This window comes from Pseudomonas sp. PD9R, from assembly GCF_019200975.1.
Classification (GTDB): Bacteria; Pseudomonadota; Gammaproteobacteria; order Pseudomonadales; family Pseudomonadaceae; genus Aquipseudomonas.
Genome location: NZ_JAHTMR010000002.1, coordinates 623,696 through 639,004, shown reverse-complemented (window position 1 = coordinate 639,004; position 15,309 = coordinate 623,696). Strand labels below are relative to the sequence as shown.

Sequence of the window (15,309 nt, the reverse complement as noted above, 5' to 3'; positions counted from 1 at the left end):
CCCCGAGCGAACGCTTCGGAAACAACGCCTAAATTAGCCATGATGCGTGACCTCCCCTTTCGGAGCTCACGGTAAATGCCAACCCGCTGCGGATTCTGCGCGCGGCAGCACCCGAATTATCAGGGATACGTGTAGGGTGGAGATGCACAACCGCTGGACTGTGTAGCAATAGGCTTTATCAAGACGCTTCATCTCGTCCACAGCCGCTGGTTGATTCCTCCTCCTGACTGAGTGCTTAAGTAGCCACAGCAAGCAGGACGCGTACGTCGCAACACCGGCCCAATTGGTCGGGGTTCGCTAGACACTGGAGTGTCCAACCACTCCTGACGCACCTGACACCGACCGTGAGAAGTCGTGTGTGCCGAACGCCGTTTCCGGCAGCCCGGAAACCGACGGTACTACATGAAAAGAATGCTGATTAACGCAACTCAACCCGAAGAGTTGCGTGTTGCACTGGTAGATGGCCAACGCCTCTACGACCTGGACATCGAATCCGGTGCACGCGAGCAGAAGAAGGCCAACATCTATAAAGGCCGGATTACTCGCATCGAGCCAAGCCTTGAGGCTGCCTTTGTCGATTTTGGCTCTGAGCGCCATGGCTTCCTGCCCCTCAAAGAAATCTCCCGCGAATACTTCAAGAAAGCCCCCGAAGGCCGCGTCAACATCAAGGACGTCCTGAGCGAAGGCCAGGAAGTTATCGTTCAGGTCGAAAAAGAAGAACGTGGCAACAAGGGCGCCGCCCTGACCACCTTCATCAGCCTGGCCGGTCGTTACCTGGTGCTGATGCCGAATAACCCGCGTGCTGGCGGTATCTCCCGTCGCATCGAAGGTGAAGAGCGCAACGAACTGCGTGAAGCCCTGAACGGTCTGGTTGCCCCGGCCGACATGGGTCTGATCGTGCGTACTGCCGGCCTGGGCCGCAGCAGCGAAGAAATGCAGTGGGACCTCGACTACCTGCTGCAACTCTGGACCGCCATCAAAGAAGCGTCGCTGGATCGTTCCGCGCCATTCCTGATCTACCAGGAAAGCAACGTGATCATCCGCGCCATCCGCGATTACCTGCGCCAGGACATCGGCGAAGTACTGATCGACAGCGTTGAAGCCCAGGACGAAGCCCTGACCTTCATCCGCCAGGTGATGCCGCAGTACGCCAGCAAGATCAAGCTCTACGAAGACAGCGTTCCGCTGTTCAACCGTTTCCAGATCGAAAGCCAGATCGAGACCGCTTTCCAGCGTGTCGTTGAACTGCCTTCCGGCGGTTCCATCGTCATCGATCCGACCGAAGCCCTGGTGTCCATCGACATCAACTCGGCGCGCGCCACCAAAGGCAGCGACATCGAAGAAACCGCCCTGCAGACCAACCTTGAAGCCGCCGAAGAAATCGCCCGTCAGTTGCGTCTGCGCGACATCGGCGGCCTGATCGTCATCGACTTCATCGACATGACCCCTGCCAAGAACCAGCGCGCCGTGGAAGAGAAAGTCCGCGAATGCCTGGAAGCCGACCGCGCTCGCGTGCAAGTCGGTCGCATCTCGCGCTTCGGCCTGCTGGAAATGTCGCGTCAGCGCCTGCGTCCATCCCTGGGCGAAAGCAGTGGCATCGTTTGCCCGCGCTGCAACGGCACCGGCATCATCCGTGATGTCGAGTCGCTGTCGCTGGCGATCCTGCGCCTGATCGAAGAAGAAGCCCTGAAAGACCGCACCGCCGAAGTTCGTGCCCAAGTGCCGATCCCGGTTGCCGCGTTCCTGCTCAACGAAAAACGCAACTCGATCACCAAGATCGAACTGCGCACCCGTGCCCGCATCGTCATTCTGCCGAACGATCACCTCGAAACGCCGCACTTCGAAGTTCAGCGTCTGCGCGATGACAGCCCGGAAGCCGCAGTCGGCCAGTCCAGCTACGAAATCGCTGCTGCCGCTGCTGAAGTGGAAGAAGTCCAGCCAGCCGCTGCGACCCGCACCCTGGTTCGCCAGGAAGCCGCGGTCAAGACGGCTCCGGCCCGAGCCAACGCTCCGGTTCCGACCGAAGTCGTGGCCGCTCCGGTTGCCGCGCCGATCGCTGCGCCAGAGCCAAGCCTGTTCAAAGGCCTGGTGAAGTCGCTGGTCAGCCTGTTCGCCACCAAGGAAGAGCCTGCTGCTCCGGTCGTGGTTGAAAAACCGGCTGCCGAGCGTCCGGCCCGTAACGATGAGCGTCGCAACGGTCGTCAGCAAAGCCGCAACCGTAATGGTCGCCGCGATGAAGAGCGCAAGCCACGTGAAGAACGTGCACCGCGTGAAGAACGCGCACCACGTGAACCGCGCGAAGAGCGCCAGCCACGCGAAGCCCGTGAAGAAACACCAGCCGTAGCTCGCGAAGAACGCGCACCACGCGCTCCACGTGAAGAACGTGCACCGCGTGCACCGCGTGAAGACCGCAAGCCACGTGGCGAGCGTGAAGAACGCGTGCGTGAACTGCGTGAGCCTCTGGATGCTTCTGCTCCAGCCGCTGTTGCTGCCGTTGCTGCTACCACTGAAGAACGTCCAGCTCGCCAGCCACGCGAAGAACGCGCTCCACGTCCACCGCGTGAAGAACGTCAACCACGTGCCGAGCAAGCCGCTGCCGCCGCTGCCGAAGAAGAAGAGCTGCCAACCAACGAAGAGCAACTGCAGGATGATGGTCAGGACGGCGCCGAAGGCGATCGCCCACGCCGTCGCTCCCGTGGCCAGCGTCGTCGCAGCAACCGTCGCGAGCGTCAACGCGATGCCAACGGCAACGTAATCGAAGGTTCGGAAGAATCCGAATCCGAACCCGGCGAAGGCAACGAAGCGCCAAGCGCTGCCGATCTGGCCGCAGGCCTGGCTGTTACCGCCGCTGTTGCCAGCACCGTGATCAGCGCTCCGGCCGAAGCACAGGCCAACGAGCAAGCCGAGCGCGCCACTGCCGCCACCCTGGAAACTGCTCCAGTTGAAGCGCCAGTTGTTGAAGCGATGACTCCGGTCGAAGCAACCGCCTCGCCGGAAATCGAAGTTGCTCAAGCGCCTGAAGCACAGCCTGTGGTTGAAGCTGCTGCTGAGCCAGCCGTGGTTGCAGAACCGGTTGCTGAAACCGTGACTGAAACCGTGACCGAAGCGGTTCGTGAAGTTCGCGAAGAGCAAACAGCATTCAACTGGGTTGCCGAGCCAGTCGTCACCGAAACTCCGGCACCAGCGCCAGTCGCTGAAGCTGAAGTGGCGCAAGCGATGGTCTCCGAGCCAGTGGTTGCCGCTGCAGAGCCTGCCCCTGTGGTTGAAGCGCCGGTGGTTGCCGAAGTGGCCGCACCAGTGGTCGAAGCCGCAGCTGCCAGCGCCCTGACCCCAAGTGGCCGCGCACCGAATGACCCACGTGAAGTGCGTCGTCGCAAGCGTGAAGAAGAGCGCCAGCAGAAGGAAGCCGAACTGGCTGCCGCTGCCGCTGCTACTCCGGCTGAAGTGGTTGTCGCTGAAGCGGTTGAGGCAGCACCTGCCCCGGCTTCCGAAGTGGTTGCCGAGCAAGCCGAAGCGGTCATCGAAGAAGCACCGCGTTCCGTTCAGGAAGCGGTAGAGCAACACGAACAAGCCCTGGAAAAAGAGCACGAGCCTAAACCACTCGTCTGATTCCATCGGCCACTAAAAAGCCCCGTCTGGTGATCCCAGGCGGGGCTTTTTTACGTCCAAACAAAAGATCAAAACATCGCAGCCTTCGGCAGCTCCCACATGGAAACGCGATCCCCCTGTAGGAGCTGCCGAAGGCTGCGATCTTTTGATCTTTACACAAACACCAACTTCTCCGGCACATCCACATCCCACAAAACCCCGGGATCATCCACCGTCACCGCAACCACCCGCCCCTGCGCAAACAACGGCTTGGCCCCTCGATCTCCAGTCAACGCAATCAATCCCGAACAAAAGTTGCGTCCAAAACCCACCGGATGCCCGTACTCTCCGTCCTGCACCGGCACGCTGATGCAATCATCAGCAACCTGCGCCACTACACGTTCAATACTCGACGGCAGGATAAACGGCATATCCCCCAGCACCACCAACCAGCCACCCATTTGCGCACACGCCGAGACACCGGCTGCAATGCTGTCGCCCATCCCGGTCGACTCGATCAGCACGACCTCGCAATCGTAAGCCTTGGCCATGCGGATTACTTGGGGGCGATCAGCGGTGGTCACCAGCACACGCTCGCCCAATGTGACCGGCAAATTCATCAGCACATGCTCGATCACCGAACGGACAGCGCCATCTCGTCCCGTGCAATCAGCCAGCAACTTGTCTTTCTCAGCGCCGGCTACCTGTCGAAAGCGACTGCCCAGCCCCGCTGCCAGAACGACGACACCAATGTCCTCACTCATACGCCCTCCTGCGCGGGTTTCTTCTGTTTCAGCTCGACGCCATTTTTGATCGCCACAATTTCAGACATCAACGACAAGGCAATTTCTGCAGGGCTGTGGCTACCAATGTGCAAGCCGATCGGGCCGTGCAACCGGTCGATGGCCTGTGGCGACAAGCCGAGTTGAGCCAGATTCTCCCGGCGCTTCTGGCTGTTAACCCGCGAGCCCAGCGCGCCGACGTAAAAGGCCCGGGAGTCGAGGGCAGTCAGCAAGGCCATATCATCCAGACGCGGATCGTGAGTCAGGGCAACGATGGCCGTGCGTTCGTCGGTCTGGATGTTCAGCACCGCTTCGTCAGGCATGCCCGAGACAAATCGGCCGTGCTGTTCTTCCCAGCCATAGACGAACTCGGTGCGCGGATCACAGATCAGCACTTCGAAATCCAGCAGGCGCGCCATTTCGGCAACATAACGCGACAGTTGCCCCGCGCCGATCAACAACAATCGCCAGCGGGGCCCGTAGATGGCGCGCAAAGTTTTCTCGTCAAACGCCAGAACGTCGGCCTTGCTCGCTGGCTGTAGAACCACCTCACCGGTCGCGATATCCAGGGAACGGGCGACGATTTCATGTGCCTCGCAGCGCGCCAGCAACTCGGCGACCCATGTCGGGTCGCCGACACGCTCCTCGGTCAGGCGCAACGTACCGCCGCAGGGCAAACCGAAGCGCGCTGCCTCCTCTCGGCTCACGCCATAGGTGATCAACTGAACCGGCGGTCCGTCGGCCGCAATCCGACCGTCATGCAACCGGGCAATCAGGTCGTCTTCGACGCAGCCACCAGAGACCGAGCCAATCACCACGCCGTCCTCGCGCAACGCCAACATGGCGCCAGGTGCCCGGGGCGCGGTACCCCAAGTCTGGACCACGCTGTACAGCACAACCCGCTGACCCGCGCGGCGCCACTCCAGTACGCTGCGCAGGACGTTCAGATCGGCACTGTCCATCAGACGCCGGCCTTCTGCCAATCCTGCAACTGATAACGGACCGGCAGGCTGCGGATACGTTTGCCGGTAGCGGCGAAAATTGCATTACACAGCGCCGGCGCAATCGGCGGCACACCCGGCTCGCCGACGCCGCCCAACGGTACGTTGCCTGGCGGTGTGACCAGATGCACGGCGACCTGCTTCGGCGCCAGGGACATGCGCGCCACTTCGTACATGTGGAAATTATCCTGCTGGACCTTGCCGTCCTTGAAGCTGATCTCACCCAGCACGGCGTTGCCCAGGCCCATGACACAAGCACCCTCGAACTGCGCGCGAATGCGCTCGGGGTTGATCTGCGGCCCGCAATCCACAGCGATATCCGCCTTGTGCACGATCAATGTGCCATCGTCTTTGACTTCGACTTCAATCACCGCCGCCACGTACGTCACGAAGCTGTAATGCACCGCCAGGCCCAGGCCACGCCCTTTCGGCAATTCGCGCCCCCAACCGGCGGCTTTGGCGGCGGTTTCCAGCACCGTACGCAAGCGCGCGGTATCGATCGGATAACGCTCGGGTGATTCGCCGTAATTCCACTCGTCACTCAACGTGCTCGGATCGATCTTACGATCGGGGCCGAGCAATTTGATCTGGTACTTGAGCGGGTCCTGCCCGGCCTTGTGCGCCAATTCATCGACGAAACTCTGAATCGCAAAGCCATGGGGAATGTTCGACACCGAGCGATACCAACCGACGCGGGTGTGGACGGTCGCTTCGGGGTTTTCCAGGCGCACATTGGGAATCGCGTACGCCATGTTGGTAAAACCCATGCCCAACTCGAACGCTGCCTCGTGATTCATCCCCGGTGCGAACAATGCGGTAATGCTCGGTGCCACCGTGCGGTGCAACCAGCCGGATGGCAGGCCATCCTTGTTCAGGCTCGCTTTGAGGTATTCGGCGGATACGGTGTGGAAGTAAGAACAATGGATGTCGTCTTCACGGGTCCATTGCACCCGCACAGCCTTGCCAGGGAATTCCTTGGCAAGGATCGCCGCTTCGATGATGAAGTCCGGTTTGGACTTGCGACCGAAACCGCCGCCCAACAAGGTGACATTGAAGGTGACGTTATCGAACGGCAGGCCCAGGCGTTCGCCAATGCGTGTGCGGGTGACCTGCGGCGCCTGACTCGGGCCCCAGGCTTCGCACATGCCATCCTTGTAGCGCGCAATGGCGACCATCGGCTCCATCGGCGACTGCGATAAATGCGGCAGATAATAGGAGGCTTCCAGCGTGCTGCCGGCGCTGCTCATGGCTTCGTCGATATTGCCGGTGTTGCGCACCACTTTGCCCGGTTTGAGCGAGGCGGCTTCCAGTTCCTTGCGGTAGGCGATCGAGTCGTAACTGGCGTTGGCGCCGTCGTCCCACTCGATGGTCAGTGCTTCACGGCCCTTGATTGCCGCCCAGGTATTGCTGGCCACAACGGCGATGCCGCCCAATGGTTGGAACTCCGATGGCAACGGCCGGCTTTCGATCTGCACCACCTTAATCACGCCCGGGACTTTCATCGCGGCGCTGGCATCGAAGCTTTTGACCTTGCCGCCATATACCGCAGGGCGGGCAATGGTGGCGAACAACATGCCGTCGAAATGCACATCGGCGCCGTACACCGCACGACCGTTGACGATATCGTCACCGTCGATGGCCTTGGTGCCTTCCTTGCCGATGTAGCGAAATTCAGACGGCTGTTTGAGCCGCAGACTGTCACGCGCCGGTACGGCCAAGGCACCGGCAGCGGCGGCCAGGGCGCCGTAATCCAGTTCGCGACCGGAGGGTTTGTGGATGACTTTGTGCAGCTGCGCATGACATTCGCTGACCGGCACTTTCCACTGGTCGGCAGCCGCCTGTTCCAGCATGGTCCGCGCGGCGGCACCGCAACGGCGCATCGGCTCGTACCAGTGGCGCATGCTGCGCGAACCGTCGGTATCCTGATTGCCGAAACGCACTTCATCGCCCGGCGCCTGCTTCACTTTGACCCGTGCCCAGTCAGCTTCCAGTTCGTCCGCCACGACCATGCTCAGGCTGGTGCGCACACCCTGGCCCATTTCCGAACGGTTGCAGACCACGGTCACCGTGCCATCGGCCGCGATGCTCACGTAAATCTTGGGATCATCGACCCAGCCGTGGGGCATGCCGTCGGCGCCGAACTTCTTCTGCGCCTCTTCGGCGAATGCATCTTGCCAGCCCCAACTGGCGGCGACCACCAGTGCTCCGGTAGCGCCCACGCCCTTGAGGAAACCGCGGCGGCTGAGGTTGCTCAGGGCGAAATTATTCGGTAACTGGCTCATGCCTTGGCCTCCTTCAGGTGAGTGGATGCCTGGCGGATGGCGGTCTTGATGCGGTTGTAGGTGCCACAGCGACAGATATTGCCGACCATCGCCTCTTCAATCTGTTCGTCGCTCGGGTTTGGATTGGTTTTGAGCAGCGCGGTTGCCGACATAATTTGCCCACCCTGGCAAAAACCGCATTGCGCCACGGCCGTATCAAGCCAGGCTTGTTGCACGACTTTGCCGATCGGATCGGCGTGCAGGTTGTCGATAGTGGTCACGTTTTGTCCGACCACCGAGCCGATTGGCGTGATGCAGCTGCGCGCCGGGGCGCCTTCGATATGGATGGTGCATGCACCGCACAGGCCCATGCCGCAGCCGAACTTGGTGCCGTTGTAGCCCGCCACGTCGCGGATCGCCCAGAGCAGCGGCATATCCTCGGTCACGTCGAGTTGATGGTCTTGACCATTGAGCTTCAGGGTAATCATGGGCACGCCCGCATATTTCTTCGGTTATGGGGTCGAGCAATCTGCCGCTGGATCTTGCAACGTTGAACGCAGATCGACTCAGGCTGATGGGCTCTCTTGTGCGGACGGACACGTCTGCACCGGGCCTTTGATGGAGCAAATGCATTGCATCGTTAGCTCGCTAAGTTAACGCAGCGTTAACAAAAAAGCCCTGCACTTTTCATCAGTGCAGGGCTTTGGATTCAACTTGAAAGCTTAGCTTCAATAACGGTTGGGCTCCATTTCCAGTTCGACTTTGAAACGCTCTGAAATATCTTTCTGGATGCGCTGCGCCAGGTTAAGCAATTGCAAACCGGTCGCGCCGCCGTAGTTGACCAACACCAGCGCCTGCAATTTATGCACGCCCGCATCTGCCTCTCGGAAACCCTTCCACCCTGCCCGCTCGATCAACCAACCGGCGGCCAGTTTCATCTGCCCGTCGGGTTGCGCGTAGGCCACCAGATCCGGGTATTGGCCCTTGAGCTGCGCGACCAGCGCCGCCGGCACCAGCGGATTCTTGAAGAAACTGCCGGCATTGCCAAGCACCGCCGGGTCCGGAAGCTTTTCATTGCGGATACTGCAAATGGCCTGGCTGACGTCGGTGGCCGTCGGGTGATCGATGCCTTGCTCGGTCAGGCGCTGACGCACCGGGCCATATTCCAGATGCAGATGCGCAGTGCGGTCGAGGGTGAAACGCACGCGCAGGATCAACCAGCGTCCCGGCTCCTGCTTGAACAGGCTGTCGCGGTAAGCGAAGTTGCATTCCCCCAGGCTGAAGTCGCGCAGTTCACCGCTGTGACGATCCAGGGCGGTCAGGCCGGCGAACACATCCTTGATCTCGACGCCGTAGGCACCAATGTTCTGCATCGGCGCAGCGCCAACGGTGCCGGGAATCAGGCTGAGGTTTTCCAGTCCCGACAACCCATGTACCAATGTGTGTTGTACAAACGGATGCCATGGCTCGCCCGCTTCGGCTTCAATCACGACCTTACTGCCGTCGTCACTCACCACGCGGATACCGCGAGTGGCCATGCGCAGCACCAGCGACGGGATATCGGCTGTCAGCAGCAAGTTGCTGCCACCGCCGATCACCAGCAACGGCACGTCATGCTCCTGCGCATACGCCAGCGCTTCACGTACGTCGGCGTCGCTATGGGCCTCGGCAAACAGACGAGCCTGAACATCCACGCCAAAACTGTTGTACGGTTTGAGCGAAACCTGTTGCCGTACCTGCAAACTCATAACCGTCCCTTCAGTTCGATCACCAGCAGATCACTGGCGCGCTCGATCAAATCCAGCACCCGCTCGAAGCCTTGATCGCTGTCGTGATACGGGTCCGGCACTTCATCGACTTCCGACTGATAGCGACGCAGAAAAAGGTCCAGCTCGGCTTTACCCCGGGCGGGCTGCATGGCCTTGAGGTTGCGCAGGTTGGTGTGGTCCATCGCCAGGATCAGGTCGTAAGCGGCGAAATCGGCGCGGGTCACTTGCTGGGCTCGCTGGGCCGACAAGTCATAACCACGCTGCATTGCCGCCGCCTGACTGCGTTTGTCTGGCGCATTGCCGACGTGCCATTCACCGGTGCCGGCGGAGGCCACTTCGACTTGATCAGCCAGCCCCGCTTCGCGCAGTTTATGTCGCAACACGCCTTCGGCCGTCGGTGAACGGCAGATGTTGCCCAGGCAGACAAACAGAACCCGCATCAGGCCTCCAACAGGCGACGAACGCGCTCAAGGTCTTCAACGGTGTCGACGCCCGGCGGCGGCGCAATCAGCGCGTCGGCAACGTGAATCCGCACGCCGTGCCACAGTGCACGCAATTGTTCCAGGCACTCGGTATTTTCCAGCCAGCACGGCCCCCAGCTGACGAAGTCATGCAGGAAACCGGCGCGGTAGGCGTAGATGCCGATGTGCCGACGATACGGCACGCCTTCCGGCAATTGCTCGCGGCTTTTGGCGAACGTATCTCGCGCCCATGGCAGCGTGGCACGACTGAACGTCAGCGCCAGGCCATTGAGGTCGCTGACGACCTTGACCACGTTGGGATTGAACAGGGTTTCGACGTCTTCGATCGGCTCGGCCAGAGTGGCCATGCGCGCTTCGGCGTGGGCGGCCAGGTTGGCGGCGACCTGATCGATCACGCTCGGCGGGATCAACGGCTCGTCACCCTGGACATTGACCACGATAGCATCGGGCGCCAGGCCCAGTTTCGTCGCGACCTCCGCCAGGCGATCAGTGCCGGAATTGTGATCCTCGCGGGTCAGCACCACTTCGGCACCAAAAGCCTGGCAAGCCTCGACGATACGCGCATCGTCAGTGGCAACCACCACGCGCTGGGCGCTGCTTTTGCTCGCCTGCTCCCAAACGTGCTGGATCATCGGCTTGCCCGCGATCAACAGCAACGGCTTGCCCGGCAAACGGGTGGAGGCATAACGCGATGGAATGACAACGGTAAAGGCTGTGGTCATTTATCCAGACGCTCGTCGGTGGTCAAGGTGCGGGCTTCGGTTTCGAGCATCACCGGAATGCCGTCGCGAATCGGGTACGCGAGCCCTGCGCCCTTGCTGATCAGCTCGGTCTTGTCGGCGCTGAGCTTGAGTGGGCCTTTGCAGACCGGGCAAGCGAGGATGTCGAGCAATTTGGTGTCCATGAGCATTCCCTGGATAAAACGGTTTAAGGCAAAAGTCGAGCCGGCAACAAGCGCATCAGCTGTGTATCGAACCAGGCCACAAAGGCCGGCGACGGCACTGCATCGACCGCCAGGTACCACCAATCGGCGGCGGCAAAGGCGCGGCACTTCACCGCGTCCTTTTCGGTCATCACCAACGGCAATGACGGCGTGAAATTCAAGGCCTGCACGCTGTATTCGGCGTGGTCGGCGAACGCATGCGGGATCGGTTGCCAGTGTAGCGTTTCGAGGGTCTTGAAGAAACGTTGCGGATTGCCGATCCCGGCCACCGCGTGCAGCGCCTGACCGGCTGGGAAATGGTCAAGAGGACAGCGTTCGCCACTGCGTAGATTGATCAGTTCTGTAGGTTGCAACTGGAAGGCAAAACCACCGTCGCGGTCAGCCGTGGCGCCGTTGTAGAGCACCGCGTCAACGCTTTGCAGGCGCTCGACCGGTTCGCGCAACGGTCCGGCCGGCAGGCAGCGCTGGTTGCCCAGGCCACGGGCGGCGTCGATCAACACCAGTTCCAGGTCCCGGGCCAGCCGGTAATGCTGCATGCCATCGTCGGACAGAATCAGGTCCAGCGGCTCACTCGCCAGCAACGCTTTGACGGCGCTGCTGCGGTCCGGGTCGATCATCAACGGCACGCCGGTGCGCTGGACAATCAACAGCGGTTCGTCGCCGGCAATGTCTGCACTCTGATCCGCCTCGACCCGCCACGGCCATTGCGCCGGTTTGGCACCGTAGCCGCGACTGACCACACCGACCCGCAAACCGCTGCGCTGGCAATGCTGGATCATCCACAGAATCAGCGGCGTCTTGCCAGTACCGCCGACAGTGATGTTGCCGACTACGATCAGCGGCACGGGCGGTTGATAAATCTCACCCTCGCCCGCCAAAAAGCGCTTGCGCTTGTTGTTGACCACGCGTCGATACAACCATTCCAGCGGCTGCAACAGCTTCAGGGCCGGATGACCTCGGTACCAGGCGGAGAGCAGACGATCGGACATGGCCATCAGGGCGCGGGCGCCGCCTCGATTGTGGTCATGCGCAAATGGCTGAAGCCGAGCTTGCCAGCCGCGTCCATGGCGGTAATCACCGATTGATGCTGGGTTTTACCATCAGCGCTGATGGACAGCGGCTTGTTGGTGTCGCCATTGGATTCTTTCTGCAGCGCTTCCATCAGCGTCGCCAGATCGCTTTTGGGCAAAATCTGATTGTTCACCGAGAACACGCCGTCAGCACTGATGGCAATGTCCAGCGTTTTGACCTGGTCGTCAGCGGAAGCGCCGCTGACGGCTTCCGGCAGATCGACACGCAGTTGGGTTTCACGGGTAAAGGTGGTGGTCACGACGAAAAACAGCAGCAGGACAAACACCACGTCGATCAGCGACACCAGGTTGATGTCCACGTTCTCCCGTTGCTTGCGACGGAATTTCACGCTTTGCCCTCAGCCAAATCTACGTCACGGTCGCCCTGCACCACTTCAACCAGCTTGATGGCTTCCTGTTCCATGCCCACGACGAGTTCATCAATGCGCCGTTGCAGAAACCGGTGGAAGAACACCGACGGGATACCAACGATGAGGCCCGAAGCCGTGGTAATCAAGGCTTTGGAAATACCACCGGCCAGCACTGCGGCATTGGTGGTCATGCCGGTGCTCATGAACGAACTGAAGATATCGATCATGCCCAGCACGGTGCCCAGCAAGCCCAGCAATGGCGCCATGGCGGCGATGGTGCCCAACGCATTGATGTAGCGCTCCAGCTCATGGATGACCCGTGCAGCAGCCTCTTCGATGCACTCTTTCATGATCTCGCGACCATGTTTGGAGTTGGCCAGGCCAGCCGCCAGGATCTCACCCAACGGTGAGTTGGCGCGCAGTTCCTTGAGCTTTTCTTTATTGAGCTGTTTGTCCTTGATCCAGACCCAGACCTGCCCGAGCAAATGCTCCGGGGTCACGCGGCTGGCCCGCAGGGTCCAGAGACGCTCGGCAACGATTGCCATCGCCACGATGGAACTCAGGATGATTGGAATCATCATCCAGCCGCCGGATTTAACCAATTCCCACACAGTGACAGTCCCCTCGAAAAAGTGCGCCACTCTAACATAGGGGGTGAGCGCACCGAAGACCGTGATGTCGCATCCGGTCGGTCTGTAATAACTCCTGGCTATTTATTTACGGGTGGCAAATCGCGCCAGAAACGCCGTTCCAGACGCATCGAGCGCGCCGCTTCGAAGCGCCCCAGTTGCAGATGAATGGCACCCTGCTCCGCACTGTCGTAGATCGCCATACCGAGTTTTCGGTAGCGCGCCATGACGGTCGGGTGCGGGTGGCCGAAGGAATTGCCCTGGCCACGGGAGATCAGCACCGCTTTGGGCTGCAAACCGTTAAGCAACGCCATGGAAGATGAGCTGCGACTGCCATGGTGCGGTGCCTGCAACCAGTCGGTGGGCACGGCCAGCGGACTGTCGAGCAGGACGCGCTCGGTCGTGGTGTCGATGTCTCCGGTCAATAGCAAGCGCTCGCCATTGGCTTCGATCTGCAGAACGCAGGACTTCTGATTGCTATCCCCGGCCAATGGCCATTGCCAGAGCTGGAACGTAACGCCGTCCCACGTCCATTGCCGGCCGCTCTCGCAGGCCTCGGCCTGCAATTCGGTAGGCAGGGCCAGTGGATCGCCACTGACGACTCTATTCACGGCAAGTCCATTGGCTACGGCCCGAGCACCACCGGCATGGTCGGCATCGGCGTGACTGATCAGCATCAGGTCGAGATGTTTCACCCCCAGCTTGCGCAACGTCGGCAACACTACCCGTTCACCCAAATCGAAATCACCAAAACGGGGCCCCGTGTCATACAGCAGTGTGTGCTCGCGAGTGCGAACCAGAACAGCCAAGCCCTGGCCGACATCCAGTTGCCAGATATCGGCGATGCCTTCCGGCAGCAATGGCCGCGGTGGAAAAACCAGCAACAGCAGCATCGGCCATCCCAGCGACCGCATCGGCACCCCGCGCGGCAGTAATAGTAGAAAAGCCCCGACCATGCCGAAAGCCCAAACCCACAACGGGATGGCTATGGGCACCCAGGCGGGAACCTGACCAGCGATCAACGCCAATCCCCTGAACAAGCCATCGATCAAACCGCCTGCCAGCCACAGCAACCCCTCGCCCACATAGGGCACCGCCAGCAACAGCGTCCCAACCAACGCTGGTGGCAACACAACCAGGCTGATCCAGGGCACCGCCAGCAAGTTGACCAATGGCCCGCTAATACTGATCGGCAGCCCCAACACCAGCAACATCGGGCACAGGCCAATCGCGATCAGCCACTGGGCACGGGTCCAGGTTTGCCACCATCGCCAAGGTCCCAAGCGACCGCCGAAAGTGAAGATAAGTACCGCCACCGCCGCGAAGGACAACCAGAACCCCGGTTGCAGACTCGCCAGCGGATCGAGCAGCAAAACGCCATTGAGCGCCAGCAACAGTGGCCACCACGCGCCCAAGTGACGAAAACGCAAACGCCATAACAACACCAGGCCGATCATCAGACAGGCTCGGCGCACCGGTACTTCGAAACCGGCCAGCAACCCGTAACCGAGGGCAGCCATAAATGCCAGACCGCAAGCCCAGGGCAGCCATGGCAGACGGCTTGGCCACAGGCCATAACGCGCGAGCCCGGCGACCAGCAGATACACCAGCCCCGCCAACAAACCGATGTGTTGGCCGGAAATCACCAATAGATGCACAGTGCCGGTGTCTTGCAGCACCTGCCAGTCTTCACGACTGAGGCCGGCGCCATCCCCCAGCACCAACGCCGCCAGCGCCCCCGCCCGGCCCTGGGCATCCACAGTCTGCAACCTCTGGCGAATACCATCGCGCCAGGCCCATCGAGCTTCGGCGAGTCTTTCGCCCGTCTTGACCGTCCCGGTCGCACCGATACGTTGTGCCAGAAGCCAGGCGTCATAATCGAAAGCATGCGGGTTGAGCAGCCCGGCGGGACGCTTCAACTTGATCGCCAGCCGCCAGCGCTCGCCGCTGTTGACTGGCGGCCCGTCGTACCAGGCCAGACGCATGAGCTGCGGCACCGTGCCGTGTCGCGACCGGGCATTCGCCAATTCGAAGCGCACGACCGCCTCGCTACTCTGCGGCAACCCCACCACCCGCCCTTCGACCCAGCGTGTTTCGCCATCCAGGCCCGGCGACAGTCGATCATCCAGCGCCCACTGCGCCTGCACGCAGGCCCAGCTCAGACCGAACAGGAAAAACGCCAATGGGTAAGTCTTGAATGGAAGCAGCATCAAAGCCACGACCGGCAACAACAGCAACAACCCGACCGGCGGCAATGCCGGTAAAAAACGCAAGGCCAGCAGACCCAACGCCAGCGCCATCATCCCTGTGCGCATAAGCCCGTCCTTGAGAGTCCACTCCCTAGGCATAGCCGGCCTGCCGCACGGCCGTCGTTATTAATTGTCACAAAGTCTGAATGGGCGCCTCATAGAAT

Annotated in this window: 13 protein-coding genes; 1 reads left to right on the top strand and 12 read right to left on the bottom strand. The window is 61.0% G+C overall.

What is annotated here, in order from left to right; all coding sequences use genetic code 11:
- Positions 1–402: 402 nt before the first annotated feature.
- Positions 403–3,609, top strand: coding sequence for a ribonuclease E (gene rne / locus KUF73_RS07425; protein ID WP_218437385.1), 3,207 nt, complete (start codon positions 403–405; stop codon positions 3,607–3,609).
- Positions 3,610–3,761: 152 nt separating this feature from the next.
- Here rne and KUF73_RS07420 read toward each other — a convergent pair whose 3' ends face one another.
- From KUF73_RS07420 to KUF73_RS07365, 12 genes are all read right to left on the bottom strand, one after another.
- Complete coding sequence (locus KUF73_RS07420; RefSeq protein ID WP_218437384.1) at positions 3,762–4,352, bottom strand: NTP transferase domain-containing protein; 591 nt, start codon at positions 4,350–4,352, stop codon at positions 3,762–3,764.
- Positions 4,349–5,332, bottom strand: coding sequence for an XdhC family protein (locus KUF73_RS07415; RefSeq protein WP_218437383.1), 984 nt, complete (start codon positions 5,330–5,332; stop codon positions 4,349–4,351). The genes KUF73_RS07420 and KUF73_RS07415 overlap by 4 nt, the downstream gene beginning before the upstream one ends.
- Positions 5,332–7,653 (bottom strand): xanthine dehydrogenase family protein molybdopterin-binding subunit, encoded by a 2,322-nt coding sequence (locus tag KUF73_RS07410; protein ID WP_218437382.1) that lies wholly within the window; start codon positions 7,651–7,653, stop codon positions 5,332–5,334. Before KUF73_RS07410 ends, KUF73_RS07415 begins: the two co-directional genes overlap by 1 nt.
- Positions 7,650–8,120, bottom strand: coding sequence for a (2Fe-2S)-binding protein (locus tag KUF73_RS07405; protein WP_218437381.1), 471 nt, complete (start codon positions 8,118–8,120; stop codon positions 7,650–7,652). Before KUF73_RS07405 ends, KUF73_RS07410 begins: the two co-directional genes overlap by 4 nt.
- A gap of 240 nt (positions 8,121–8,360) precedes the next feature.
- Positions 8,361–9,380: a UDP-N-acetylmuramate dehydrogenase gene (murB, locus tag KUF73_RS07400; protein WP_218437380.1), complete on the bottom strand. Its 1,020-nt coding sequence runs from the start codon at positions 9,378–9,380 to the stop codon at positions 8,361–8,363.
- Positions 9,377–9,841 (bottom strand): low molecular weight protein-tyrosine-phosphatase, encoded by a 465-nt coding sequence (locus KUF73_RS07395; RefSeq protein ID WP_218437379.1) that lies wholly within the window; start codon positions 9,839–9,841, stop codon positions 9,377–9,379. Before KUF73_RS07395 ends, murB begins: the two co-directional genes overlap by 4 nt.
- Positions 9,841–10,605 carry a 3-deoxy-manno-octulosonate cytidylyltransferase gene (kdsB, locus tag KUF73_RS07390; protein ID WP_218437378.1) on the bottom strand — a complete coding sequence of 255 codons (765 nt, stop codon included), beginning with the start codon at positions 10,603–10,605 and terminating at the stop codon, positions 9,841–9,843. Before kdsB ends, KUF73_RS07395 begins: the two co-directional genes overlap by 1 nt.
- Positions 10,602–10,787, bottom strand: coding sequence for a Trm112 family protein (locus KUF73_RS07385; RefSeq protein WP_007945752.1), 186 nt, complete (start codon positions 10,785–10,787; stop codon positions 10,602–10,604). Before KUF73_RS07385 ends, kdsB begins: the two co-directional genes overlap by 4 nt.
- 23 nt (positions 10,788–10,810) lie before the next feature.
- Positions 10,811–11,821: a tetraacyldisaccharide 4'-kinase gene (gene lpxK, locus KUF73_RS07380; RefSeq protein WP_218437377.1), complete on the bottom strand. Its 1,011-nt coding sequence runs from the start codon at positions 11,819–11,821 to the stop codon at positions 10,811–10,813.
- Positions 11,821–12,246, bottom strand: coding sequence for a biopolymer transporter ExbD (locus tag KUF73_RS07375; RefSeq protein ID WP_218437376.1), 426 nt, complete (start codon positions 12,244–12,246; stop codon positions 11,821–11,823). The genes lpxK and KUF73_RS07375 overlap by 1 nt, the downstream gene beginning before the upstream one ends.
- Positions 12,243–12,878 (bottom strand): MotA/TolQ/ExbB proton channel family protein, encoded by a 636-nt coding sequence (locus KUF73_RS07370; protein ID WP_218437375.1) that lies wholly within the window; start codon positions 12,876–12,878, stop codon positions 12,243–12,245. The genes KUF73_RS07375 and KUF73_RS07370 overlap by 4 nt, the downstream gene beginning before the upstream one ends.
- Before the next feature lie 98 nt (positions 12,879–12,976).
- Positions 12,977–15,211: a DNA internalization-related competence protein ComEC/Rec2 gene (locus KUF73_RS07365; RefSeq protein ID WP_218437374.1), complete on the bottom strand. Its 2,235-nt coding sequence runs from the start codon at positions 15,209–15,211 to the stop codon at positions 12,977–12,979.
- Between the last annotated feature and the right edge of the window lie 98 nt (positions 15,212–15,309).